Annotated in this window: 23 protein-coding genes, 1 pseudogene and 1 riboswitch; of the genes and pseudogenes, 10 read left to right on the forward strand and 14 right to left on the reverse strand. The window is 59.9% G+C overall.

Annotation, left to right across the window (positions count from 1 at the left end; all coding sequences use genetic code 11):
* The first annotated feature begins 66 nt into the window (after nucleotides 1-66).
* Entirely contained in the window at nucleotides 67-519 is a 453-nt protein-coding gene (locus BFN10_RS14910; protein WP_071490321.1) for a GNAT family N-acetyltransferase, read from the forward strand.
* On the opposite strand, the gene BFN10_RS14915 is transcribed toward BFN10_RS14910, so the two are convergent.
* The 3 genes from BFN10_RS14915 to BFN10_RS14925 are packed head-to-tail and all read right to left on the reverse strand — an operon-like array spanning nucleotide 516 to nucleotide 3,479.
* A complete protein-coding gene (locus BFN10_RS14915) occupies nucleotides 516-812 on the reverse strand; it encodes a winged helix-turn-helix domain-containing protein (protein WP_033898013.1) in 297 nt (98 codons plus the stop codon). The genes BFN10_RS14910 and BFN10_RS14915 overlap by 4 nt on opposite strands.
* Nucleotides 813-831: 19 nt before the next feature.
* Nucleotides 832-1,332 (reverse strand): M48 metallopeptidase family protein, encoded by a 501-nt coding sequence (locus BFN10_RS14920; protein WP_058426613.1) that lies wholly within the window; start codon nucleotides 1,330-1,332, stop codon nucleotides 832-834.
* 41 nt (nucleotides 1,333-1,373) lie between these two features.
* On the reverse strand, nucleotides 1,374-3,479 hold the full coding sequence (locus tag BFN10_RS14925) for a putative bifunctional diguanylate cyclase/phosphodiesterase (protein WP_071490322.1): 2,106 nt from the start codon (nucleotides 3,477-3,479) through the stop codon (nucleotides 1,374-1,376).
* Between the two features lie 310 nt (nucleotides 3,480-3,789).
* On the opposite strand from BFN10_RS14925, the gene BFN10_RS14930 reads away from it, so the two are divergent.
* Complete coding sequence (locus tag BFN10_RS14930) at nucleotides 3,790-4,455, forward strand: polysaccharide lyase family 7 protein (protein WP_071490323.1); 666 nt, start codon at nucleotides 3,790-3,792, stop codon at nucleotides 4,453-4,455.
* A gap of 753 nt (nucleotides 4,456-5,208) precedes the next feature.
* On the opposite strand, the gene fba is transcribed toward BFN10_RS14930, so the two are convergent.
* The 6 genes from fba to tkt form a co-directional block, all read right to left on the reverse strand.
* On the reverse strand, nucleotides 5,209-6,273 hold the full coding sequence (fba, locus tag BFN10_RS14935; RefSeq protein WP_003177554.1) for a class II fructose-bisphosphate aldolase: 1,065 nt from the start codon (nucleotides 6,271-6,273) through the stop codon (nucleotides 5,209-5,211).
* A gap of 124 nt (nucleotides 6,274-6,397) precedes the next feature.
* Complete coding sequence (locus BFN10_RS14940) at nucleotides 6,398-6,733, reverse strand: MliC family protein (RefSeq protein WP_071490324.1); 336 nt, start codon at nucleotides 6,731-6,733, stop codon at nucleotides 6,398-6,400.
* Nucleotides 6,734-6,792: 59 nt separating this feature from the next.
* Nucleotides 6,793-7,020, reverse strand: a complete 228-nt coding sequence (locus BFN10_RS14945) for a hypothetical protein (RefSeq protein WP_071490325.1) — start codon at nucleotides 7,018-7,020, stop codon at nucleotides 6,793-6,795.
* A gap of 29 nt (nucleotides 7,021-7,049) precedes the next feature.
* A complete protein-coding gene (locus BFN10_RS14950; RefSeq protein WP_071490326.1) occupies nucleotides 7,050-8,213 on the reverse strand; it encodes a phosphoglycerate kinase in 1,164 nt (387 codons plus the stop codon).
* Nucleotides 8,214-8,230: 17 nt separating this feature from the next.
* Complete coding sequence (gene epd, locus BFN10_RS14955) at nucleotides 8,231-9,289, reverse strand: erythrose-4-phosphate dehydrogenase (RefSeq protein WP_071490327.1); 1,059 nt, start codon at nucleotides 9,287-9,289, stop codon at nucleotides 8,231-8,233.
* Between the two features lie 138 nt (nucleotides 9,290-9,427).
* Entirely contained in the window at nucleotides 9,428-11,425 is a 1,998-nt protein-coding gene (tkt, locus tag BFN10_RS14960; protein WP_071490328.1) for a transketolase, read from the reverse strand.
* A 261-nt stretch (nucleotides 11,426-11,686) separates the two neighbouring features.
* Between tkt and BFN10_RS14965 the strand changes: the two genes are divergently transcribed.
* The 5 genes from BFN10_RS14965 (at nucleotide 11,687) to BFN10_RS14985 (ending at nucleotide 16,662) form a co-directional block, all read left to right on the forward strand.
* Nucleotides 11,687-12,682, forward strand: coding sequence for an ArsR/SmtB family transcription factor (locus BFN10_RS14965; RefSeq protein ID WP_071490329.1), 996 nt, complete (start codon nucleotides 11,687-11,689; stop codon nucleotides 12,680-12,682).
* A 19-nt stretch (nucleotides 12,683-12,701) separates the two neighbouring features.
* The gene (gene metK, locus BFN10_RS14970) at nucleotides 12,702-13,892 is read left to right on the forward strand and encodes a methionine adenosyltransferase (RefSeq protein WP_071490330.1); all 1,191 of its coding nucleotides are present in this window, start codon (nucleotides 12,702-12,704) and stop codon (nucleotides 13,890-13,892) included.
* A gap of 219 nt (nucleotides 13,893-14,111) precedes the next feature.
* Nucleotides 14,112-14,462, forward strand: coding sequence for a DUF1090 family protein (locus BFN10_RS14975; RefSeq protein WP_071490331.1), 351 nt, complete (start codon nucleotides 14,112-14,114; stop codon nucleotides 14,460-14,462).
* Nucleotides 14,463-14,557: 95 nt separating this feature from the next.
* The gene (ligB, locus tag BFN10_RS14980) at nucleotides 14,558-16,222 is read left to right on the forward strand and encodes an NAD-dependent DNA ligase LigB (RefSeq protein WP_071490332.1); all 1,665 of its coding nucleotides are present in this window, start codon (nucleotides 14,558-14,560) and stop codon (nucleotides 16,220-16,222) included.
* 44 nt (nucleotides 16,223-16,266) lie between these two features.
* Nucleotides 16,267-16,662, forward strand: a complete 396-nt coding sequence (locus tag BFN10_RS14985) for a DUF1090 domain-containing protein (protein WP_071490333.1) — start codon at nucleotides 16,267-16,269, stop codon at nucleotides 16,660-16,662.
* A 6-nt stretch (nucleotides 16,663-16,668) separates the two neighbouring features.
* Here BFN10_RS14985 and BFN10_RS14990 read toward each other — a convergent pair whose 3' ends face one another.
* Nucleotides 16,669-17,118, reverse strand: a complete 450-nt coding sequence (locus tag BFN10_RS14990) for a c-type cytochrome (RefSeq protein ID WP_071490334.1) — start codon at nucleotides 17,116-17,118, stop codon at nucleotides 16,669-16,671.
* Nucleotides 17,119-17,247: 129 nt separating this feature from the next.
* Between BFN10_RS14990 and mltA the strand changes: the two genes are divergently transcribed.
* Nucleotides 17,248-18,432: a murein transglycosylase A gene (gene mltA / locus BFN10_RS14995; RefSeq protein WP_071490335.1), complete on the forward strand. Its 1,185-nt coding sequence runs from the start codon at nucleotides 17,248-17,250 to the stop codon at nucleotides 18,430-18,432.
* 86 nt (nucleotides 18,433-18,518) lie between these two features.
* On the opposite strand, the gene BFN10_RS15000 is transcribed toward mltA, so the two are convergent.
* Nucleotides 18,519-18,905, reverse strand: a complete 387-nt coding sequence (locus tag BFN10_RS15000) for an MAPEG family protein (protein ID WP_010207167.1) — start codon at nucleotides 18,903-18,905, stop codon at nucleotides 18,519-18,521.
* Between the two features lie 201 nt (nucleotides 18,906-19,106).
* Here BFN10_RS15000 and BFN10_RS15005 point away from each other — a divergent pair, with 201 nt between their 5' ends.
* Nucleotides 19,107-20,366 (forward strand): cation:proton antiporter, encoded by a 1,260-nt coding sequence (locus tag BFN10_RS15005; RefSeq protein ID WP_071490336.1) that lies wholly within the window; start codon nucleotides 19,107-19,109, stop codon nucleotides 20,364-20,366.
* Here the strand turns inward: BFN10_RS15005 and BFN10_RS15010 are convergent.
* The 3 genes and pseudogenes from BFN10_RS15010 to BFN10_RS15020 form a co-directional block, all read right to left on the reverse strand.
* Complete coding sequence (locus tag BFN10_RS15010) at nucleotides 20,360-21,247, reverse strand: formate/nitrite transporter family protein (protein ID WP_071490337.1); 888 nt, start codon at nucleotides 21,245-21,247, stop codon at nucleotides 20,360-20,362. The genes BFN10_RS15005 and BFN10_RS15010 overlap by 7 nt on opposite strands.
* Nucleotides 21,248-21,303: 56 nt before the next feature.
* Nucleotides 21,304-23,216, reverse strand: a pseudogene (locus BFN10_RS15015) (patatin-like phospholipase family protein).
* 103 nt (nucleotides 23,217-23,319) lie between these two features.
* Complete coding sequence (locus BFN10_RS15020; RefSeq protein WP_071490338.1) at nucleotides 23,320-23,724, reverse strand: acyl-CoA thioesterase; 405 nt, start codon at nucleotides 23,722-23,724, stop codon at nucleotides 23,320-23,322.
* Nucleotides 23,725-23,922: 198 nt separating this feature from the next.
* Nucleotides 23,923-24,029, forward strand: a riboswitch (S-adenosyl-L-homocysteine riboswitch).
* A gap of 21 nt (nucleotides 24,030-24,050) precedes the next feature.
* Between BFN10_RS15020 and ahcY the strand changes: the two genes are divergently transcribed.
* On the forward strand, nucleotides 24,051-25,460 hold the full coding sequence (ahcY, locus tag BFN10_RS15025) for an adenosylhomocysteinase (protein ID WP_071490339.1): 1,410 nt from the start codon (nucleotides 24,051-24,053) through the stop codon (nucleotides 25,458-25,460).
* The last annotated feature ends 116 nt before the right edge of the window (nucleotides 25,461-25,576 follow it).

The raw sequence follows: 25,576 nt of genomic DNA on the forward strand, positions 1-25,576 counted from the left end.
GTTGATTTAGACAGCATTGCCCGCTGCGCTTACTATCCGCATCAGACATTGATAAGAGAACTGGCCATGACCGTTGAATGGGTGTGCAAACACCACGATGACCTGGGCAAGGAGCAGCTTTACGCGATCCTGCGCTTGCGCAACGAGGTGTTTGTTGTCGAGCAGAAATGTGTGTACCAGGATCTCGATGGGCAGGATTTATCGGGCGACACCCACCACCTGATGGCGTGGCAAGACGACCAACTGGTGGCGTACCTGCGCCTGCTGGACCCGGAATCCCAGGGCGGCGACGTGGTGATCGGCCGCGTGCTCGTAGCGCCAGTGGCGCGCGGCACCGGGCTGGGCCATCGGATGATGGAAGAGACGCTCAAGCAGATTGCCGATACGTGGCCCGAGACACCGATATTCCTGTCAGCCCAGGCGCATTTGCAGGGGTACTACGGGCGGTATGGTTTTGTCGTGGCAGGTGAGGAGTACCTTGAGGATGATATTCCACACATCGGCATGCGAAAGGACTAGGGATAACCCAGCACCTGCTTGATCTGGCCGAGGTTCGCCTCGATCCAGCGCCGATCAATCGCGCCCCAGCTGCGAATCCGATAGTGCCCGGCATGGTTGCGGGCACCGTCTTCCTGCTCGAACTCACACACAATATCCAGGTCGGCCAACGCCGCAATGGTGTCCTGCGCCGTACGCCGAGGCATGCCGGTGGCGTCGGTCAGGGCCGGGACGCTGCTGGCCTGGCCGCTGTCGATCAGGTAGGCCACGTACAGGCGACGGTAGAAGCTGCTCTTGGTCTTGCTCACATCCATGGTCGGTTGCCTTGTGCGGTCAGGGTTTGCCCAGCAGGTCGCGGTACGTGAGGTACACCCGCAGGTCGAATTCCACCTGATGGTAGCCCGGCATCATGTACTCGCAGAGTTTATAGAACGCCTTGTTGTGGTCCGACTCCTTGAAGTGTGCCAGTTCGTGCACCACGATCATGCGCAGGAACTGCGGCGCGGCCTCCTTGAACAGCGCAGCAATGCGGATCTCTTTCTTCGATTTCAGATTGCCGCCCTGTACCCGCGAGATGGTGGTGTGCAGGCCGAGGGCGCGATGAGTCAGGTCCAGGCGATTATCGAACAGCACCTTGTCAATGGCCGGCGCATTGCGCAGATGTTCCTGCTTCAAGGCCAGGGCGTAGGCGTACAGGGCCTTGTCGCTCTGCACCGCGTGGCGTTCGGGGTAACGTTGCTCCAGGTAGGCACCCAACTGGTCCTTGGCGATCAGTTGGCGCACTTGTTCCTGAAGGGCGGCGGGATAGGCCTGGAGGTATTTCAGCGCGGTCATGGGGTCTGCAACAGATTCGGATAGGCGCCAGTGTAACGAATTCAGCGCAGGCGAGCGTGGCACCAGTGTGCCACTTCCTCAGCCACCAACGGCTGTGCCGCCATCGGCCCCTGAATGAAAGGGCAGCCATTAGCCTTCAGCCATTGGGCCTGCTCCTGGGTTTCCACCCCCTCAGCCACCACCACTACATCAAAATGCCCGCACAGCTCGATAATGCTGCGCGCCATCACCTCATCCCGCGCTGAGCCTGGCAGGCGAGCGACCAATTGCGGGTCGAGCTTGAGGGTGTCGAAGGCCAGGTCGCGCAGATGCGCCAGGGAACAGTTGCCCAGGCCAAAGTCATCCAGGGCGGTGCGCACGCCGATCTGGCGCAGCAACTTGAGCTGCTTGATCGACTCTTCAAGGTTGCTCATCAGGCAGTCTTCACTGATTTCCACCTCCAGTTGGCGCCCCTGCAGCTCATGTCGCTCAAGCACCTGCTGCAGTTGGCTCGCCAGGTTGGGCATGTTGAACTGACTGCTGCTCAGGCTCACGCTCAACACCAGTTCATCATCCAAGCCGGCGTGCCAGGCCTGGAGCTGGCCGCCGACCTGCTGGTAAATCCAGGTGCTGAGTTGGCTGATCAGCCGGGCCTCTTCCAGCAACGGCAAAAACAGACCGGGTGGTACATCACCGACACTGGGGTGCTGCCAGCGCAGTAGCGCTTCCACGCCGCGCACACGTCCGTCCGCCAACGCCACCTGGGGCTGGTACACCAGGGTGAACTCCTTGTTTTGAATCGCCGTGCGCACGCCGTCTTCCAGCATCAGGCGCGAACGGGCGCGGCCGTTCATTTCCTGGTCGTAATAGCGATATTGCTGACGACCTGCGCGCTTGGCTTCGTACATGGCGATGTCCGCCGCGCGCAACAGGCCGTTAACGTCCGAGCCGCAATCCGGGAACGTGGCGATACCGATACTGACACCGAGCATCACATCCAAACCGTCAACCTGCTGGCAGATAGACACCCGTTCGATCAGTTTTTCCGCAATCTTCGCCGCCTGCTCGGGGAACTCCAGCTCCAGCAGCGCGGTGAACTCATCGCCGCCCATGCGCCCGAGAATGTCGTAGGAACGCAGGCAACCCTGCAACTGCTCCGACACCCAGCGCAGCACCCGGTCGCCGGCGTCATGACCGAGAGAATCATTGACCCGCTTGAAGCCATCAAGGTCCAGGTACAGCAGCACCAGAGACTGCTCGTTGCGCTCGCTGCGCAGCAAAATGTTCTCCGCCGCCTGGTAAAACCCGCGCCGGTTCAACAGCCCGGTCAGCGGGTCGGTGACTGCCTGGAACTCCAATTGTTGATGCAGGTGACGCACTTCGGACATGTCCAGCACGGTCACCACCATGGCCTTCTGTTCAGCCGGCAGCGGCGCACACGACAACGCCACCGGCACCTGCTGGCCGCGGCCGGTACGCAGGATCGCATCGTGCAAGCGCCAGGTCTGGCCCTGGCGATAAGCGAGGTACATCTCGAACCCCAGCCAGGCCGGCACATGGGGTTTTTGCAGGAAGCTCAGGAAACTCTCGCCTCGCAACTCGGCCATGGTAGCGTTCAGCAGTCGCGAAATGGCCGGGTTGGCATACTCGATCACACTGCCCTCGCCCACCACCAGAATGCCTTCGGCGGCGTTGTCCAACACCGAGGCATTGAACGCCCGTGCGGACTCCAGCTCATGAGTCAGACGCTGCAAGGCCCGGCGATTGCGCTGATGCTCCAGCAACGCCTGGACCTTGGGTTTGAGGATATGCGGGTCGAACGGTTTGAACAGGTAATCGATGGCGCCACTGGCATAGCCTTCGAGTACTGCGGCGGGCGACTGGGCATTGGCGGTGAGGAAAATGATCGGGGTCATGCGCGTGCGCTGGCTGCCACGCATCAGGCGCGCCACCTCGAAGCCGTCCATGCCGGGCATCTTCACATCCAGCAGCACCAGGTCGACTTCGTGCTTGAGCAACTTCTCGAGGGCTTCCACACCGGACGCAGCGGTCACCACATGCCAGTCTTCACGCTTTAACAGCGCTCGCATGCTAAGCAGGTTCTCTGGGTAGTCATCGACCACAAGAAGAACCGAATGACCATCGCCGTGGTGTGGAGCGCATTCCATGCTACGTCTCTTCCTTAGGACTACTCCGGTCATTTCTGACAGAAAACCCGGACAAACACTGAGGCCTCACTCTAGCCCCGGTTCAGAAAAAGCAGAAGTAACCTCAGTGCCATCATTGCGCCAAAGTTCAGGAAGCCGACTAACGGTCAACCGCTACAAGCCACGAACCACGGGAAACATGGCTTTTTGGCATTCCGTTGGCGCCAATAAGTTGCCAGCAATGATTTAACAAGACGGTTAACACCACCTATAAAGAACCTGTCTGGCCCAAGGGCCATAGCCTACACCCCTCTGTAAAAAGGCCTACGCCATGATCGACCTATCCACCTGGAACCTCAGCATCCCTGTCGGCTCTCCACCCGCGACCATCGAAACCCCCAGATTGATGAGCGGCTTCAACGACCAATATTTCCAGGCCGAAGGCAGCAACGTCCAATTCTGGACCCCGGTCACCGGCACCCGTACCGAAAACGCCATTTACCCGCGCAGTGAATTGCGCGAGACCTACGCCGATGGCCGCCTGCGCAACTGGACCTATCCGGATGCGGACAACTTCCTGCGTGCCACTCTGGCCGTCAATCAAGTGCCGTCCTCCGGCAAAATCGTGATCGGGCAGATTCACGCCTATGACAGCCAGAAACCACTGATCAAGCTGGAGTATCAATTCAAGGAGAAAACCCAGACCGGCAACATCGTCGCCAAGGTGCGCATGCGCCCGGATGAGGATGAAGGCCGGGTGATCACCGTGGCATCGAATGTGCCGCTGGAAAAAACCTTCACCTATGTGATCAACCTCAACAAGGCGGGGCTTCTCAGTGTGTATGCCGCGGACGGCGAGTGGAACGAACGCATCGGCGCGGCGTGGGGCGCCAAGCCGTTGTACTTCAAGGCGGGAGCGTATGTGCAGGACAACAGTGGCGACAGCAAGGAAGGGGCGCGGGTGACGTTCGCCAAGTTGGATATTGATCACGAGTAAGATTATTTCAATCATCCCCCGCTACGGCGGGGGAATGATTACTTGGATATAACGAACTCCGACGATCGTCTTACCCCTATAGCAAAACAGCATAAAAATAGTATTTCTTGCAGTGCGCACCCTAGGGCACATCTTATAAAATCATGTGCGTCCGACTCATGTACCCATTCAGGAGTTAAACACATGCCAACGATAGCCACCTTTAACCAACCTGCCGTCGGGGTTTGGCGCCGGGTCGCAACCAAAAATATACAATGCCACCCCACCTGGTTCTTTTGCGACGCCGCCCCAAAACATGCCAGTTGTCACCAGGCCTTTCAGGTATCTCGTCTTGTCACACTTATTGAGCAACAACACCAGGATAGGCGATGTGCTGACTTATTATTGCTACCCTGTGCCGTCCGCAGGTCTTCCTACGATGTTTCTGGAACAAATAACTCTTACTGCCGCGCTGCTACAAATTTACATCAACAATAAACGCGAATATTTTGAGAAGGAAATACCCTGCTACCTTCCAAACCCAGGAGTCTATGACGTTTACTGGGAGCTTGAAAATGCATCTCAAACATATACGGAGATAGGACAGAACCTGAGATTTACAGTTGTATAACTATAGTAATTACTAAGATGGCTTATCCAACACCTGAAAAACTATTGCGTTACCCACGATGAAAAACTGTTCACTGTCCTTAGAAAAATACTTCATACCTATAAGAAACCCGCATTTCTGCGGGTTTTTTTGGCGCTATTGGCTTAGTTCACCTTAGCGTTCAACTCACCTTTCAAATACCGCTGATACATCGCTTCCAACGAGATCGGCTTGATCTTCGAAGCATTGCCGGCAGTACCGAAGGCCTCGTAGCGAGCGATACACACATCACGCATGGCGGTCACGGTCGCACCGAAGAACTTACGTGGGTCGAACTCGCTCGGGTTGGTGGCCATCAGGCGACGCATCGCACCGGTGGACGCCAGACGCAGGTCGGTATCGATGTTGACCTTGCGCACGCCGTACTTGATGCCTTCGACGATTTCTTCAACCGGCACGCCGTAGGTTTCTTTGATGTCGCCGCCGTACTGGTTGATGATCGCCAGCCACTCTTGCGGCACCGAGGAAGAACCGTGCATCACCAGGTGAGTGTTGGGGATGCGCTTGTGGATTTCCTTGATTCGGTCGATGGCAAGCACGTCGCCAGTAGGTGGCTTGGTGAACTTGTAGGCGCCGTGGCTGGTGCCGATGGCGATGGCCAGGGCGTCGACTTGGGTCTTTTTCACGAAGTCGGCGGCTTCTTCCGGATCGGTCAGCATTTGGCTGTGATCCAGCACGCCTTCGGCACCGATGCCGTCTTCTTCGCCGGCCATGCCGGTTTCCAGGGAACCCAGGCAGCCCAGCTCGCCTTCAACAGACACGCCGCAGGCGTGGGCCATGGCTACGGTTTGCTGGGTGACGCGCACGTTGTATTCGTAGTCGGTCGGGGTCTTGCCGTCTTCGCCGAGGGAACCGTCCATCATCACCGAGCTGAAGCCCAGTTGGATGGAGCGCTGGCACACGTCAGGGCTGGTACCGTGGTCCTGGTGCATGCACACCGGGATATGCGGGAATTCTTCGATTGCGGCGAGGATCAGGTGACGCAGGAACGGCGCGCCGGCGTATTTGCGGGCACCGGCCGAAGCCTGGACGATCACGGGGGAGTCGGTCTTGTCAGCGGCTTCCATGATGGCGCGCATCTGCTCAAGGTTGTTGACGTTAAAGGCTGGGACGCCGTAGCCGAACTCGGCTGCGTGGTCCAGCATTTGACGCATGCTGATAAGTGCCATTGTGTTGTCTCTCCCGGTCGAGGGTCGTTAATCGTGCAAGCCTGCCGTAGCGGCGGCTGCTATTCAAGTTATTGCAGGTCAGGGTTTGCATGCCTGGCCTGCTGAATCGTTATTGCTGTCACGCTTACTGCGCTTTGCAGCCGCGCCCAATCAAATCATCGGTGGCGACCCAGTAAACCAGGCCTTCCTCACCTTTTGTGTGAAACGCCAATTGGTCGTTGGCATACAGTACGCCCGAGGCAGCAACGTCCTGTTTGAGGCGGTAGACCTGGTCGGAACCGCCGAGGCGTACATCCACCTCGGATTTAGCCGGGTTGGCAAAGCGCCAGTTGACCTCGGCCTTGCTGTCGCAGGTCCAGGTGGTCCACTTGTCAGCCGTTTCGGCCTTGCCGTTGAACATGTTCATGCTGCTGCAGCCGGCCAACAAGGCCAGGGCTGCCAGGGCGAAAACGCCTTTCATTGCCAATCCTCACAGGGCGACCATGGCCGCCGCTGCTGTCGGTTAGTTGATCAGACCCGTCAAGGGCAACCCTGTTCCTGACCGTTGGGCACGGAGTCGTATTTCTCCAGCCGTTCGTTGCCGATTCGCTTGTTGATCACCGGCATGGTTTCGGCTTGCCAGTCGGCCTGGTAGCAGCTCTTTTTCTGCCCGGGGGCAGGTTCATCTGCCGCAGACTTCGCGTTCGACGTGCTGCCGCAGCCGGCCAACAGGCCCGCTGCGATCACCAATGCCAACGATTTGATCATGGGAATACTCCTTTTCCGGATCACGAGCCTCAGCCTTTGGCTCGGGTTTCCAGCACTTCAACGGCCGGCAGTACCTTGCCCTCGACGAATTCGAGGAACGCACCGCCACCGGTAGAAATGTAGGAGATCTGCTCAGCAACGCCATATTTATCGATCGCCGCCAACGTGTCGCCGCCACCAGCGATGGAGAAGGCCGAGCTTTCGGCAATGGCGTTGGCCAGCACTTTGGTGCCGTTGCCGAACTGGTCGAATTCAAACACACCGACCGGGCCGTTCCACAGGATGGTCTGCGAAGCTTTCAGCAATTGAGCGAAGTTGGCCGCTGTTTGCGGGCCGATATCCAGGATCATGTCATCGGCGGCCACGTCAGCGATCAGCTTGACGGTGGCTTCGGCGCTTTCGGCGAATTCCTTGGCCACTACCACGTCCACCGGCAGCGGTACGCTGACTTTGGCGGCGATGGCACGGGCCGTGTCGAGCAGGTCTGGCTCGTAGAGGGACTTGCCTACCGGGTGACCGGCGGCCGCCAGGAAGGTGTTGGCAATGCCGCCGCCGACGATCAGCTGGTTGCAGATCTGGCTCAGGCTGTTGAGCACGTCCAGCTTGGTCGACACCTTGGAACCAGCGACGATGGCCGCCATCGGTTGGGCCGGCGCGCCCAGGGCCTTGCCCAGTGCCTCCAGCTCAGCGGCCAACAGTGGGCCAGCCGCAGCGACCTTGGCGTATTTGGCTACGCCGTGGGTGGAACCTTCGGCGCGGTGGGCGGTGCCGAAGGCGTCCATCACGAACACGTCGCACAGTGCCGCATATTGCTGGGCCAGTTCATCGCTGTTCTTTTTCTCGCCCTTGTTGAAGCGCACGTTTTCGAACAGCACGATGTCGCCGGCCTTCACGTCCACACCACCCAGGTAGTCAGCCACCAGCGGCACGTCGCGGCCCAGGGCTTTGCTCAGGTAGTCGGCCACAGGCTTGAGGCTGTTTTCGGCGGAGAACTCACCTTCGGTCGGGCGACCCAGGTGGGAGCAGACCATCACGGCCGCGCCTTTTTCCAGGGCCAGCTTGATGGTCGGCAGCGAAGCCAGGATTCGCGCATCGCTGGTGACTACACCGTCCTTGACTGGGACGTTGAGGTCTTCGCGGATCAGTACGCGCTTACCTTGCAGATCGAGGTCGGTCATCTTCAACACGGTCATGGGTCGCAGTTCCTGAATTACTGTTGATGAGGTTGTTTAGAGGCGATGTGCAGATAATGTTCCGCAACATCCAGCATTCGGTTGGCAAACCCCCATTCGTTGTCGAACCAGGCCAGGATGTTCACCAGCCTCGGGCCGGAAACGCGGGTCTGGCTGGCATCGACAATCGCCGAATGCGGGTCATGGTTGAAATCACAGCTGGCGTGGGGCAACTCGGTGTAGGCCAGCAAGCCTTTGAGCGGGCCGCTGGTGGCGGCATCGCGCAGGATCCGGTTGACCTCCGTCGCGTCAGTATCGCTGACGGTCTGCATGGTGATGTCCAGGCAGGACACGTTCACCGTCGGCACCCGTACGGCTTTGGCCTGGATTCGCCCGGCAAGTTCCGGCAGCAGTCGCTCGATACCCCGGGCCAGGCCGGTAGACACCGGAATCACAGACTGAAACGCAGAGCGCGTACGGCGTAGGTCCTCGTGGTGATAGGCGTCGATTACCGGCTGATCGTTCATCGCCGAGTGAATCGTGGTGATCGACACATAGTCCAGGCCGATCGCCTGATCCAGCAAGCGCAACAGCGGCACGCTGCAGTTGGTGGTACAGGAGGCGTTGGACACCAGCCGCTCATCGCCGGTCAGGCAATCCTGGTTGATGCCGTAGACGATGGTGGCGTCGACATCTGCCTCGCTGGCCATCGGCTGGGAAAACAGCACACGCGGTGCGCCGGCGTCGAGGAAACGCTGGCCATCGGCACGGGTGTGGTAGACACCGGAACATTCCAGCACCAGGTCGACGCCCAGTGCTTTCCAGTCGATGGCTTCGGGGGTGGCACTGCGCAAGACCTGCACGCAAGTGCCATTAATATGCAGACAATCGCCCTCGACCCGCACTTCGCCGGGGAAGCGGCCGTGGGTGGAGTCAAAGCGTGTCAGGTATTCGATGCTGGCCATGTCAGCCAGGTCGTTGATTGCAACAATTTCAAACCCGGCCGTCGTCCCTCGCTCGAACAGAGCACGCAAGACGCAACGACCAATGCGGCCGTAGCCGTTGAGTGCAACTTTGTAGGGACGCGGTTGAGGCATGGGGTTCTCGATCAAGGTGAGTTCGGTGTTGAAAGCACCATCGCCATCGCGGGCAAGCCCGCTCCCACATTAGACCGCGATCCAAATGTGGGAGCGGGCTTGCCCGCGATGGCGCCAGTACAGACAACGCAGACTGACTTAGTCTTCCAGCAGCTCTTCAGCCTGGCCCAGGATGTTTTCCAGGGTGAAGCCGAACTCTTCGAACAACGCTGGCGCCGGCGCCGACTCACCGTAGGTGGTCATGCCGATCACGCGGCCTTCCAGGCCCACGTACTTGTACCAGTAGTCGGCGTGAGCCGCTTCGATGGCGATACGCGCGCTGACCTGCAACGGCAATACCGACTGCTTGTAGCCGGCGTCCTGGGCTTCGAACACGCTGGTGCACGGCATCGACACCACGCGCACGTTGCGGCCCTGGGCGGTCAGCTTGTCGTACGCCTGCACGGTCAGGCCCACTTCGGAACCGGTGGAGATCAGGATCAGTTCCGGCTCGCCGATGCAATCCTTGAGCACGTAGCCGCCACGGCTGATGTCGGCGATCTGCGCGTCGGTACGCACCTGGTGCTGCAGGTTCTGACGCGAGAAGATCAGCGCCGATGGGCCGTCCTTGCGCTCGATGGCGTGCTTCCAGGCCACGGCGGATTCCACCGCGTCGGCTGGGCGCCAGCAATCCAGGTTCGGCGTGGTGCGCAGGCTGGTCAGTTGCTCGACCGGCTGGTGCGTCGGGCCGTCTTCGCCCAGGCCGATGGAGTCGTGGGTGTACACGTGGATCACGCGTTTCTTCATCAGCGCAGCCATGCGTACGGCGTTGCGGGCGTATTCCATGAACATCAGGAAGGTCGCGCCGTAAGGCACCAGGCCGCCGTGCAGTGACACGCCGTTCATGATGGCGCTCATGCCGAACTCACGCACGCCGTAGTACATGTAGTTGCCGCTGGCGTCTTCCGCCGAGACACCTTTGCAGCCTTTCCACAGGGTCAGGTTGGAACCGGCCAGGTCAGCCGAACCGCCGAGGATCTCTGGCAGCAACGGACCGAAGGCGTTCAGGGTGTTCTGGCTGGCTTTACGGCTGGCGATGGTCTCGCCCTTGGCCGCGACTTCGGCGATGTAGGCCGAGGCTTTTTCCGAGAAGTCGGCAGGCAGGTCGCCGGCCAGGCGACGCACCAGCTCGTTGGCCAGCTCAGGGAATTCGGCGGAGTAGGCCGCGAAGCGCTGGTCCCACTCGGCTTCGGTGGCCAGGCCTTTTTCCTTGGCGCTCCACTCAGCGTAGATGTCAGCCGGGATTTCGAACGGGCCGTGGTTCCACTTCAGGGCCTCACGGGTCAGGGCGATTTCCGCGTCACCCAGTGGGGCGCCGTGGCAGTCTTCTTTACCCTGCTTGTTCGGCGAACCGAAGCCAATGGTGGTCTTGCAGCAGATCAGGGTCGGCTGCGCGCTCTTGCGGGCGGTGTCGATGGCGGTCTTGATCTCTTCCGGATCGTGACCGTCGACGTTGCGGATCACCTGCCAGTTATAGGCTTCGAAACGCTTCGGGGTGTCGTCGGTGAACCAGCCTTCGACTTCGCCGTCGATGGAGATGCCGTTGTCGTCGTAGAAGGCAATCAACTTGCCCAGGCCCAGGGTGCCGGCCAGGGACGCGACTTCATGGGAAATGCCTTCCATCATGCAGCCATCACCCAGGAATACGTAGGTGTGGTGGTCGACGATGTCGTGGCCAGGACGGTTGAACTGCGCGCCCAGGACTTTTTCAGCCAGCGCGAAGCCTACGGCGTTGGCCAGGCCTTGGCCCAGGGGACCGGTGGTGGTCTCGACGCCTGGGGTGTAGCCGAATTCCGGGTGGCCCGGGGTGCGACTGTGCAGCTGGCGGAAGCTCTTGAGGTCGTCGATGGTGACGTCGTAGCCGGTCAGGTGCAGCAGCGAGTAGATCAGCATCGAGCCATGACCGTTGGACAGCACGAAGCGGTCACGGTCGGCGAACGACGGGTTGCTCGGGTTGTGTTTCAGGTAGTCACGCCAAAGTACTTCGGCGATATCCGCCATGCCCATCGGGGCACCGGGATGGCCGCTGTTGGCTTTTTGCACGGCATCCATGCTGAGGGCACGAATGGCGTTGGCACGCTCACGACGGCTGGGCATCGCTGATCTCCTGAGGTTTGAATATAAAAGAAACGGAAAAAAGGACCGGCATTTTCCCTCAGCCACCGCCTGCGGGCAATGACAGATAGTCACTTGAGGAGGTTTTTCCTGTGCTTTGGGCGTCAATACCTTGCAGAACCCTTTAAGCGGTTCGTCTAAAGGTTATAGCGACTGCTTATAACCGCCACTTATCGACCAATATCAAAACTTTTTGATATTGGCCTTGCGGGGACGCCCACCCGTCACTAGACTGCTGGCCTTATGAATATACCCATGCCCTCACTGCGCCCCGACGACGGCGATGAACTGGCAGCCTTGTGCAAGGCCGCTGGCGACCCGTTGCGTTTGAACGTGTTGCGCGCACTGGCCAACGATTCCTTTGGCGTGCTGGAGCTGGCGCAGATCTTCGCCATCGGTCAGTCCGGCATGAGCCACCACCTGAAGGTATTGGCCCAGGCCGAGCTGGTGGCGACCCGCCGTGAAGGCAATGCGATTTTCTATCGGCGCGCCCTGCCCCACACCGAGCTGCTGGGCGGCAAGCTGCACGCCGCGCTGCTCGAAGAAGTGGACAGCCTGAACCTGCCGGTCGACGTGCAATCGCGCATCGGCCAGGTCCACGGGCAGCGCGCCGCCGCCAGCCAGGACTTTTTCGCGCGGGTAGCAGAGAAGTTTCGCGCCCAGCAGGACCTGATCGCAGGTCTGGCTCAATACCGCGACAGCGTACTGGCGCTGCTGGACAAGCTGAGCTTCAGTGATGAGGCCACGGCCCTGGAAGTCGGCCCGGGTGACGGCGGTTTCCTGCCGGAACTGGCGCGGCGCTTTCACCAGGTCACGGCACTGGACAACAGCCCGGCGATGCTCGACCTGGCACGCCAGCTCTGCGAGCGCGAGTCGCTGGGCAATGTCCGCCTGCAACTGGCCGACGCACTGAGCAGCACGACAATCAAGGCGGACTGCGTGGTGCTGAATATGGTCTTGCACCATTTCGCCGCCCCCGCCGAGGCCCTCAAGCAAATGGCCGGGCTGCTGCACCCCGGCGGTAGCCTGTTGGTTACGGATTTATGCAGCCACAACCAGAATTGGGCCAGGGAGGCCTGCGGTGATCTCTGGTTGGGTTTTGAACAGGATGACCTGGCCCGTTGGGCCACCGCTGCGGGACTCGTTCCCGGGGATAGCCTCTATGTAGGTTTACGCAATGGTTTCCAGATCCAGGTCCGCCATTTTCAGCGGCCGGCTGGCGACACTCACCATCGGTAAATATCAGGAAAACATCGAGATGAGCGAATACTCCCTTTTCACCTCCGAGTCCGTGTCTGAAGGGCATCCGGACAAAATCGCCGACCAGATTTCTGATGCGGTGCTGGACGCCATCATTGCTGAAGACAAGTTCGCCCGTGTGGCGTGCGAGACCCTGGTGAAAACCGGTGTAGCGATCATCGCTGGCGAAGTGACCACCACCGCCTGGGTTGATCTGGAGCAGCTGGTTCGTGATGTGATCACCGACATCGGCTACAACAGTTCCGACGTCGGCTTCGACGGTGCGACCTGCGGCGTGATGAACATCATCGGCAAGCAGTCCCCGGACATCAACCAGGGTGTAGACCGCGCCAAGCCGGAAGACCAGGGCGCCGGCGACCAGGGCCTGATGTTCGGCTACGCCAGCAACGAAACCGACGTGTTGATGCCAGCACCGATCACCTTCTCGCACCAGCTTGTGCAGCGTCAGGCAGAAGCCCGCAAATCCGGTCTGCTGCCGTGGCTGCGCCCTGACGCCAAGTCCCAGGTGACCTGCCGTTACGAAGGCGGCAAGGTCGTGGGTATCGACGCGGTTGTACTGTCGACCCAGCACAACCCAGACGTGTCCTACGCCGACCTGCGCGAAGGCGTGATGGAGCTGATCGTCAAGCACGTGCTGCCGGCCGAACTGCTGAGCAAGGACACCCAGTTCCACATCAACCCGACAGGCCAGTTCATCATCGGTGGCCCGGTAGGCGACTGCGGCCTGACCGGTCGCAAGATCATCGTCGACAGCTACGGCGGCATGGCCCGTCACGGCGGCGGCGCGTTCTCGGGTAAAGACCCGTCCAAGGTTGACCGCTCGGCAGCCTACGCGGGTCGTTACGTGGCAAAGAATATCGTCGCGGCCGGCCTGGCCGAGCGCTGCGAGATCCAGGTTTCCTACGCTATCGGCGTGGCCCAGCCTACGTCGATCTCGCTGAATACCTTCGGCACCGGCAAGATCAGCGACGACAAGATCGTCAAGCTGGTGCGTGAGGTCTTCGACCTGCGCCCTTACGCGATCACCACCATGCTCGACCTGCTGCACCCGATGTACCAGGAAACCGCAGCGTACGGTCACTTCGGCCGTACCCCTGCGCAGAAGACTGTCGGCGACGACACCTTCACCACCTTCACCTGGGAAAAAACCGACCGCGCCAACGACCTGCGTACCGCCGCCGGCCTGTAAACGCTCAAGGTGCACAAAAGCCCCGCCAGGTTCGCCTGGCGGGGCTTTTTATTGCATCGCACTTTGCGCGCCCCCTCACACTTTTGGATCCAAAGCTTGCAGGCCCAATGATGGCCCTCTAGAATCCGCGCCCTCTCGGGCCTCTCACCTTATTTGGATATTGCCCTGCGCCAGCCCGGGATTCCCAAGCGCGCAGGCAATCGAACATTGAGGTTTTTCATGCGCATCTCCACGCTCGCCCCTGCCGCCCTTCTGCTCAGCCTGTTCGCCCTGCCGGCCCACGCCGCCGACCTGAGCGCACTGAGCGGTGCCCTGAGCTCGCAGCTCGGTGGCGGCAATTCCGGCGACTGCCAGAAGCAAGCCGCAGACCTGCAAACCAAGATCGATGCAGCCGAAGCCCAGAAGGACACCTTGAAAGTGAAGGCTTTCAAAGCCGCTCAAGACCAGATCAACAAAGGCTGTGACAAACTTTCCCAAGCGCAGGCCAAAGCCGATGCCAAGCAACAAACACAGGAAGCCAAGGCTGATAAACCTGACGCGGTGAAAGCCCTGGGCGGCCTGTTCAAGTAAACAGAAACACCCGGTAAAAAGCCCCGCGCTGTCGGGGCTTTTTTGTGGCCGCTGGGTTCCATTAGGCTGGGCACCCTTTTCGAGCAAGGATGCTCATGATGCGTCTACCGATAGCCCTTTTACTCAGTATTTTACCGTTCAGCCTGTGGGCCGAAGATTGCCCCGACGATGCTCGGGCACAGGTCAGCACCCTGGCCGGACAACTCCGCCAGTGGGATGACAGCTACCACCGGCTTGGCCAATCCCCTGTGAGCGATGAGCTCTACGACCAGGCCCGCCAGCGACTGGCCCACTGGCGCCAGTGCTTCCCCGACACCCCTTTGACGCCCGACAACCCACTGGCGAGCGCACGCGGTACCCGGCCGCATCCCGTTGCCCATACCGGCCTGGAGAAACTGCTGGATGAACAGGCAGTCGCTGCCTGGCTGGTCAACCGCGAGGATGTCTGGATTCAACCGAAGGTGGACGGTGTGGCGGTGACCCTGGTGTATCGCAAGGGGCGCCTGAGCCAAGTCATCAGCCGCGGCGATGGAGCAAGGGGTCACGACTGGTCTGCCTCGGCGCGCAAAATCCCCGGCATAGTCCAGCAGTTGCCCGAGCCCATTGATCTCGTATTGCAAGGCGAACTCTATTGGCGCCTCGGCGACCATGTGCAGTCGGCAAATGGCGGGCTCAATGCCCGCAGCAAGGTGGCCGGGTTGATGAACCGCAAGCAATTGAGCGACACCGACGCCGCAGGCATTGGCTTGTTCGTCTGGGCTTGGCCGAAAGGGCCGGCGACATTTACCGAACGCCTCGCCACACTGGCACGCTGGGGCTTCACCGATAGCCGACGCTACAGCCATCCCATTCGAAACATCACCGAAGCCTCGCATTGGCGCACCTATTGGTATAACCATCCATTGCCGTTCGCCAGCGATGGCGTGGTGCTGCACCAGGCGCAGCACGCACCCGCCGAACGCTGGCAGGTTAATGCGCCGTATTGGGCAGTCGCCTGGAAGTACCCAGCGGCCAAGGCGTTGGCACTGGTGCGCAACGTTGAGTTCAAGGTCGGACGCACCGGACGCATCACCCCCATGCTGGAACTGGAGCCGGTACGCTTGGACGACCGGAAAATCAGCCGGGTAAGTGTCGGCTCATTGGTACGCTGGCAAGCGTTGGATATCCGACCTGGCGACCAGGTCGCGGTCAGCCTGGCGGGCCAGGTTATTCCTCGGTTGGACGCGGTCATTTTGCGCAATACCACCAGGGTGGACCTGCCAGTGCCCAACCCTGCCAAATTCCATGCGCTGAGCTGCTGGCAACTGGACCCCGATTGCGAGGAACAATTACTGGCACGCCTTACCTGGCTCAGCGGCAACCAGGGCCTCGCGTTGCCACACGTAGGTCGCGAAACCTGGAACGTATTGATCCAGGCCGGTCTAATCGCAGGCTTTCTCGATTGGTTAACCCTGGACGCGGCAGAGCTTGCTAACATTGATGGCTTCGGTGATCGCAGCCGCGAACGCCTACTCGAAAGCCTTCACAGCGCTCGGCAGCGGCCCTTTGCACAATGGCTCAAGGCCCTGGGTGTACCGCCTGCGGCACGTAACAACCTGGAGGGCGACTGGCAGACGCTGGTCGCCAGAGACACCCAGGCCTGGCTGAACATTGATGGCATCGGCCCGGGCCGCGCAGCGCAACTGAGCGCTTTTTTTCGCGACCCGCATGTACAGGCCTTGGCTAAAACATTACGCATGGCGGGGATAGACGGGTTTTGAACCCCGCTGCCCCCCGCCATCAGATTGCGACTTTGGAGCCCCACATGAAATTTCTAGCCCCTTTTGCCTTGCTGACCGTCGCAAGCTTCATGACCACACCGTTGCTGGCCGCTGAACAAGCCGCCCCCCTCACCGGCTGCGCCGCCAAACGCCAAGCCATCAGCACCCAGATCGAACAAGCCAAGGCCCACGGCAACAGCGCGCAACAAGCCGGCCTGGAAAAAGCCCTGAGTGAAGTCACCGCCAACTGCACCGACGCATCCCTGAAGAAAGAGCGTGAAAACAAGGTACTCGACGCCAAGCACGAAGTCAGCCGCCGTCAGGCCGACCTCGACAAGGCCATGAAAAAAGGCGACGCGGACAAGATCAACAAGCGTAAGGACAAGCTCGCCGAGTCCCGCAAGGAACTGCAGGACGCGGTGGAAGAACTCGACCAGTAAAACCGGTCAGTGGTCCCGGAACTGTTTATGGCAGGCGCTGCAGGCATCTTCGACTTTCTGCACGGCCGGCCCCAGGTTACTGGCCTTGTAGGGCTGCACCTGGCTGGCGGTCACCAATTCGCCGGTGGCCGCTTCAAGGTTGCGGGCCAGTTGCTGGAATTGCGCCTGTTTCTGCCAGACATCGTCCTTGGCGCTGGTGTTATCTTCTTCGCGCACGCTTGGGAAATGTTTCCAAGGCTCATGGGACAAGGCGTCGAGCTTGACCGCACCCTCGGCAAACTTGGCGCCGTCAAACGGGATGCGCCCGCGCAACATGCCGCCCAGGTCTTCGCCGGTCTTGAGCATCTGTTTGAAGATTGCCTTGCGCTGGCCCAGCGGCGAATTCGGATCAACACCGCCGCAGGCGGACAGGGCCAGGCAGGCCAGCAGTACAACAGTCAGTCGTTTAAAAGTCATGGTGGCTTCGAGGTCACGGGAAACGGCGGCCAGTATCCTCGCCCCACCCACAAAGACCAATAGCCCTATTAATAATAAGGGTTGCCCGAAGGTGTTACAGCGCGGGCAATCGCTTCAGGAAGTGTTTGTATGTATGTCATGTCGAAACGCTGGAGCCACCGCCTGGCGTGGGCTCTGCCGATGATCGTGCTGCTGGCCGGCTGCGATGCGGGTAAAGAAGCAGCCAAAGATGAAACTTCCAAGCCTCACGCCGTCGCGACCTATGTCAGCGCGCCGTGGGAAGCGCTACCCGCAGTATCCGACAACGATTTGCTGGCCGGTTTTGAATCCTGGCGCAGCGCCTGCCAACGCCTCAAGGCCGACCCGGTCTGGGGCGCGACCTGCGCAGCCGCCGCTACGGTGCCCGCCAATGCCGTGGCCGTGCGCGGGTTTCTCAAGGAGCGCCTGGATGTGTTCGGCCTGCGTTCGGCCGACAACACCCCGAACGGCTTGATCACCGGTTACTACGAACCGGTCTACCCCGGCAGCCTGACCAAAACCGCCAAAGCCAACGTGCCGGTGTATGGCGTACCGGACGACCTGATCATCGTTAACCTGGAAAGCATCTACCCCGAACTCAAGGGCAAACGCCTGCGCGGTCGCCTGGAAGGTCGCGTACTCAAGCCCTACGACGACGCCAGTGCCATCAATGGCCAAGGTTCCACGGCCAAACCGATTGCCTGGCTGACTGACCCGATGGACCTGCAATTCCTGCAAATCCAGGGCTCAGGCCGGATCCAACTGGCCGGAGGGCGCCAACTGCGCGTCGGTTATGGTGACCAGAATGGCTACCCCTATCGCCCCATCGGCCGCTGGTTGGTGGAGCAAGGGCAGTTGAAGAAAGAAGATGTGACCATGAGCGCCATCAGCGCCTGGGCCAAGGCCAACCCGCAGCGCATCCCGGAACTGCTGGCGAGCAACCCCAGCTACGTCTTCTTCAGCGCCCGCCCCGACAGTAACGAAGGCCCGCGCGGTTCGTTGAACGTGCCGTTGACCGCAGGCTACAGTGTGGCGGTGGATCGCAAGGTGATTCCACTGGGCAGCCTGCTGTGGCTATCGACTTCCAAACCGGACGGTTCACCCATCACAAGGCCCGTCGCCGCCCAGGACACCGGCGGTGCGATCACGGGCGAAGTGCGCGCTGACCTGTTCTGGGGCACCGGCGACGCAGCGGGAGAATTGGCGGGCAACATGAAACAGCAGGGGCAGATCTGGATGCTGTGGCCCAAGGGCGCAGCACTGCCGCATGTACCGGATGCACCTAGCGGGACCTGAAAACGCTTTGCCAAAATCGGTTCATTGGGATGGACAAGCGCGCTCACCACAAGACGCGCGCTCACCAAAAAGCCCATATTTAACCGTCAGATCGAGACAAAGAAGAAACTCGCAATCAACGCCATCCCCACAAACCACACCAGCGAACGCAGCATCGCCCAGTCCGCCAGGTAACAGATGATGTACAGCAGGCGGCTGGTGATAAACAGCACAGCCAGCACATTGATGGTCACCAATTCGGCCGTACCGGCCAGGTGCGCGATGATCACTGCAGCCGCAAACGCCGGCGTGACTTCAAAGCTATTGAGCTGCGCACTATGCGCACGCTTGGCAAACCCTTCGAGGGTGTCCAGGAACGCCCGGGGGTCGTGGTTCTGCCGTGGCCCGAACTTGCCACCACTGAACTTGGCCACACCTGTACACAGATAAGGCAGGAAAATTGCGATCAACACACACCAGAAGGCCACCGTCATCACTGATTCCTTTTTTAATTTTGTTTTAAGTTTTAAACAGAAATTAGAGTTTTAGCACTAAACCTGTAAAACCGCACCCACCGCTATGAACCGCCACGTCCGGAAAGGTTCTATCGGTGATTTGTCCCCCCCCTGCAACATCGTGCCGCTGTTGCGGTCCATCCCCCATCAACGCTCTCCCCCACCTTCCAAGGACCCCGGATGCTTGAACTTGTCGCCGCCTTCATTTGCCTCACCACCCTGCTCACCTACGTGAACTTTCGCTTTATCGGCCTGCCACCTACCATCGGCGTGATGGTCACGGCGCTGGTGTTTTCACTGATCCTGCAAGGCTTGAGTTTTCTCGGCTACCCCGGTCTTGAGGAACGCATCCAGCAACTGATCGGCCAGATCGACTTCGGCGATTTGTTGATGAACTGGATGCTCTCGTTCCTGCTGTTCGCCGGCGCCTTGCACGTCAACCTGAACGACCTGCGCAGCTACCGCTGGCCCATCGGCCTGCTGGCGACCTTCGGCGTGCTGATCGCCACCGTGGTGATTGGCAGCCTGGCGTATTACATCTTTGCCTTGTTTGGCTGGCATGTGAGTTTCCTCTACTGCCTGCTGTTCGGTGCACTGATTTCCCCCACCGACCCGATTGCGGTGCTGGGCGTACTGCGTACCGCCAATGCCTCCAAACCCCTGAAAACCACCATCGTCGGCGAGTCGCTGTTCAATGACGGCACGGCAGTCGTGGTGTTTACCGTACTGCTGGGGATCGCACAGCTGGGCGAGACGCCCACCGTGGGCGCTACCGCCATGCTGTTTGCCCATGAGGCCATCGGCGGCGTGGTGTTCGGTGGCCTGATCGGCTACCTCGTTTACCTGATGATCAAGAGTATCGAGCAGCACCAGATCGAAGTGATGCTGACTCTGGCTCTGGTCATCGGCGGCTCGGCAATGGCCACCGAACTGCACGTCTCGGCACCGATCGCGATGGTGGTCGCCGGCCTGATCATCGGCAACCTGGGGCGCAAGCTGGCCATGAACGATATGACCCGTCGCTACCTGGACGGCTTCTGGGAACTGCTCGATGACATGCTCAACGCCCTGCTGTTTGCACTGATCGGCATGGAACTGTTGCTGTTGCCGTTCAACTGGCTGCACGTGTTCGCCGCCAGCCTCCTGGCCGTGGCGATTCTGCTGTCGCGCCTGCTGACGGTTGCTCCGGCCATTCTGTTGTTGCGCCGCTGGCGCACGGTGCCACGCGGGACCATCCGCATCCTGACCTGGGGTGGTTTGCGCGGCGGGGTTTCAGTGGCGCTGGCATTGGCCTTGCCACTGAGCCCGGAGCGCGATTTGCTGCTGAGCATCACCTACATCGTGGTGCTGTCGTCGATCCTGTTGCAGGGGTTGAGCATCGGCAAGCTGGTCAAGCGCGTAACCCGGGACGAGCCCCAGGCCGCGCCTGACACTCACTGATCCTTGTTGATCCGCTGCGGATGCCTCGGGTCCGCAGCTTTTTTGCCCGGCAGGCTGCTTTCGCTGCGAATCTGTGCATGACTGATCAGTGCAAAGATAAAGCTGCCGCCAATGATATTGCCCGCCAGGGTCGGCCCGGCGAACACCAGCCAGAAGTCCTTCCACGGCAACTCGCCGGCAAACACCAGGTACGACACCTCCGCCGAGCCGACAACGATATGAGTGAAGTCGCCCAATGCCATGAGGTAGGTGATCAAGATAATGATCCACATCTTGGCACTCTCCATGGACGGGATCATCCATACCATGGTGGCGATCATCCAGCCGGAAACGATGCCCTTGGCGAACATCTGGCCGGGGTCGTTCTCCATGATCTTGCGCCCGATCTCAAGGAAGGCCATGTCGGTCTTGGTATCGAAGATCGGCAGGTGCAGCATCACGTACGCCACTAGCAAGGTGCCGCACAGGTTACCCACCAGCACCACCGACCATAACCGCAGCAGGCGCCCGGCGTTGCTCAGGGTGGGCTTGCTCATCACCGGCAACACGGCAGTCAGCGTGTTTTCGGTGAACAACTGCTGGCGAGCGAGGATCACCGCCAGGAAGCCCGCGCAGTAACCGAAGCTGGCGATCACCTTGAAGGCTTCGCCCTCCGGCAGACGCGAGTTGAGCAGCCCCATGGCCATCAGCGACAGGCCCATGGTCAGGCCGGCCGCCAGCGCCGACCACCACAGGGCGGCGACGCTGCGCTCGAGCTCCTGGTCGCCCTGGGTGCGGATGATTTCGTGCAGCACCGCCGCACGGGGCGGCTGGTTCTTGTCCACGTCCTGCTGCTCTTCCTGCGAGAGATTGGGGGTCTTGCCGTCTGTTTGGGTGGCCATGATTTACCAGAGTCCGAGGGGTGCCTGTAGCTACGACATGCCCCGACGATGGCTGTTCAGTGGCCTGACGATTTAACTGGTATGCGCCAGGCTTTGGCAGCTTCCACAGTGGTAGAGCGGATCGGAGTACTCCAGGGTTATTGCGCGCACTTGTAGTGCTTGACGATATCGTCGATCACTTGGTGGCATCCGCCAAGTCACGGGCGGCACGCCGCAACAGTTCGATATTGGCCTGCGGCTGGCCAGGCCGATAGAGCGACGGGTAAATGACTTCCCGCGTGAAATTTTCGGCCTTTACCGCCACATCACGCCTGTTCATCTGCACAACCGCGTTCGTCATGACCTTCGACATCGCCACTTCGTTACCAGAAGGCTGCCCGTTCATCACTTGCAGAAGCTGCTGAAAATTAGGCCTGCCGGCTGCGTTGAGACGCCGTCCCAACCACTCGACCCGCTCGGGACGACGTGCGAGCGCATCCAGGTTACGCAACGCCGCCGCCAACCTGGGAGTCAGCGTCAGCTTGTCACTGGCCTGATTGGCTTCGGTAATGGCGGCATCCAGTTCCTGCATTGCTTGCTGTGCGCTCTTGCGAAACATCAGCACATCCTTGGCGGCGGGATCCTTCTCCAGATAACTCTCAACGCTCGCCAGCATTTTGTCGTCCATGGCCAACACAGCGTCGTCCAATGACTGGAATTGGTAACGCTCACGCAACGCGGCACGCTTTTCCAGGTGCGCGCTTACCGCCGTACGCGCCGATGCTTGCAGATGCTTCTTCTGATCGTCGGTCATGGTGAAATTGACCGTGCCACCGAACACGCCACGGAAGTCGCCCTTTTCTGATTTCAGCGGTAACACGACAGTCTGATCCGCTTGTGCCTTGAGCTTGTCTTCCTGATACCTCCAGGCAGCCGCATGCGGGACACCAATGATCCTATCGAGCAAGCCGCTCACAACGCTGCCTGCCTTGGCAGGCTCCGGGTTTTCGGACTCGAACCTGACGACCAGTGACTCGGTCTTGCTCAGAGGGCTTTCTGGAAAAGGCGGATCAATCACCGCAGAAGACGGCGTGTTGACCAGCAGTCCACCATCCAGAAATGCCGTTTGCTCAGCGTGCTCCTGAAAGGCATGGCCCTGCTCTATCGGGCTTTTGAACAACCCAGGTAATGAGCCAGATATAAGAGCCGCCCGGGCAATGTCCATGTCCGGTGTGGTGCTCGCATTGAACACCACCAACTGCGGTCGGCCATCGAACAGGCCGGTTCCCGTGATGTTGAGCTGCTTGACTGCAGGAATGTGACGACTCAACACCTCAATGTCGCGAAAAGTCGGTCCTTTCCCGGCACTGAGCCGGTCTGCAATCTTCATGACGCCGGCGGGCCGGTCTACCCGCCGGGTCCCGGCGATCTTCGCCAGCAGCGACTTGCGCGCCTCATTGCCGATCAGGTCTTTCAGGGGCTGCGCTTCGGTTTGCAGGCGCGGTATCAGGGTGAACAATAACTGCGCGATATTTCCCGCCGTACCTGACAAGCGCCCTGCCAATTTTCCAATTTCAGTACTGGCATTCTGTAGCTTTGCAATAAAAGGATTCTTGCTGTTCAGCAATTCAGCCAGGTTGAGTCTGTTCGACAGGTTTTCAAAGGTCTTGGCATCCAGGCCACTGGCCAGCAACGCAGCAGAAATCGCGCCCGCGGAGGACGCGGAGATCACTTTGACGCCCACCAGTGCCTTGTGGTTTTCAAGTGCCTGGGCCATGCCCGGGAAAGCAATGCCCTTGGCCCCACCCCCACTCAATACAAGATGCGTAAGCGGCGGCGGTGACAAAACCACTTCCACCTGGCCATCGCTGAATCGCTCAAGGCTCACTTTGCGCTCGCCCACGTCTTTGACCAGCGATGCCTTTATATTCTTTTCTACATTCTCCGGCGGCTGAGACTGAGCAGTGGAATGCGAGCTGGACACTTTCATATTCATACGCGCCATTCTCTACAGGATGTCATCCTGAGTGACGCGAGAGCCTGGACAGGTCCATCCGGAATGATTTGGTAAAGCAAATCGACCCGGTCCGCGATTACTGTGGAGGCATGTCGTCCTTGAACTGGTCCTTCACATACCTGATCTCAGTGCGGCCATGAGGCGCTGGCAGGCCATCTTCACCAAGGTTGACGAAGACCATTTTTTCCACGGTGAGAATGCTACTGCGGGTGATCTTGTTGCGCACTTCACAGGTCAGGGTGATGGAGGTGCGACCGAACGCAGTGGCGGTGATGCCCAGTTCGATGATGTCGCCCTGGCGCGAGGCGCTGACGAAGTTGATTTCGGAGATGTACTTGGTGACGACGCGTTGGTTGCCCAGTTGAACAATGGCGTAGATGGCCGCTTCTTCGTCGATCCAGCGCAGCAGGCTGCCGCCGAACAGGGTGCCGTTGGGGTTGAGGTCTTCGGGTTTTACCCATTTGCGGGTGTGGAAGTTCATGTTCACTCCAAAGCGTGTTGCCCAATGATGGGCAACATCATGGCAGACGCCCGCCCCAAGCTCTACGCGCCATTGCCTATCAACCCCATGAGCGATCTTCATATGGCCGACAGAAAGGCTTGGGAAGTCTGGCGCACACGGCTATAATCGCCCCCGCTTCAAAACGGTTATCTTCGGTTGATACCGTTCTCCCGCCACCTGTCCGAGGGGCGCTGCAGCAGGTTCAACCTGTCAGGCTCGGATGGGGCGTTGTCCGGCCTGGTCTACCTGGCCTGATACTAAACGCACAACGGCGCCCATTCGCACACTACGAATGGAGGCTCTTCATGAGCGCTGTCAACACGCCTGCAGATTTCAACGACTACAAAGTCGCCGACATGTCCCTCGCTGCCTGGGGCCGTCGCGAAACCTTTATCGCCGAATCCGAAATGCCTGCCCTGATGGGCCTGCGTCGCAAGTACGCCGCTGAGCAGCCGCTCAAGGGCGCGAAGATCCTCGGCTGCATCCACATGACTATCCAGACTGCCGTGCTGATCGAAACCCTGGTTGCCCTGGGTGCCGAAGTGCGCTGGTCGTCCTGCAACATCTTCTCGACTCAAGACCAGGCCGCTGCCGCAATTGCTGCCGCCGGTATCCCGGTGTTCGCCTGGAAAGGCGAGACCGAAGAAGAGTACGAGTGGTGCCTGGAGCAAACCATCCTCAAAGATGGCGCGCCTTGGGATGCCAACATGATCCTCGACGACGGCGGCGACCTGACCGAGCTGCTGCACAAGAAGTATCCGCAGGTCCTCGACCGCGTCCACGGTGTGACCGAAGAAACCACCACCGGCGTACACCGCCTGCTGGACATGCTGGCCAAGGGCGAGCTGAAAATCCCGGCCATCAACGTCAACGATTCGGTGACCAAGAGCAAGAACGATAACAAGTACGGCTGCCGTCACAGCCTGAACGATGCCATCAAGCGCGGCACCGACCACCTGCTGTCGGGCAAGCAAGCCCTGGTGATCGGCTACGGCGACGTGGGCAAGGGTTCGTCCCAGTCCCTGCGTCAGGAAGGCATGATCGTCAAGGTTTCCGAAGTCGACCCGATCTGCGCCATGCAAGCCTGCATGGACGGTTTCGAAGTGGTTTCGCCGTTCATCAACGGTCAGAACGACGGTACCGAAGCGAGCATCGACAAAGCCCTGCTGGGCAAGATCGACCTGATCGTGACCACCACCGGCAACGTGAATGTGTGCGACGCGAACATGCTCAAAGCCCTGAAGAAGCGTGCCGTGGTCTGCAACATCGGTCACTTCGACAATGAGATCGACACCGCTTTCATGCGCAAGAACTGGGCATGGGAAGAAGTGAAGCCTCAGGTGCACAAGGTTCACCGTACCGGCCCGGGTGATTTCGACCCACAGAACGACGACTACCTGATCCTGCTGGCTGAAGGCCGCCTGGTTAACCTGGGCAACGCTACCGGCCACCCAAGCCGCATCATGGATGGCTCGTTCGCCAACCAGGTACTGGCCCAGATCTTCCTGTTCGGCCAGAAGTACGCCGACCTGTCGCCTGCCCAGAAAGCCGAGCGCCTGACCGTGGAAGTACTGCCGAAGAAACTCGACGAAGAAGTGGCCCTGGAAATGGTCCGCGGCTTCGGCGGCGTGGTAACTCGACTGACCAAGACCCAGGCCGACTACATCGGCGTGACCGTTGAAGGTCCGTTCAAGCCGCACGCTTACCGCTACTGATTTGCTTACCACCCGCTCTCCTTGTGAGGGCGGGCCTTTAATGTGGGAGGGGCGGTGCGACGATTCGACTTGCCCCCGATAACGAAATGCCAGTTAACAGATATGTCGACTGACAC

The sequence above is a fragment of the Pseudomonas extremorientalis genome (genome assembly GCF_001870465.1).
In the GTDB taxonomy this organism is placed as follows: domain Bacteria; phylum Pseudomonadota; class Gammaproteobacteria; order Pseudomonadales; family Pseudomonadaceae; genus Aquipseudomonas; species Aquipseudomonas extremorientalis.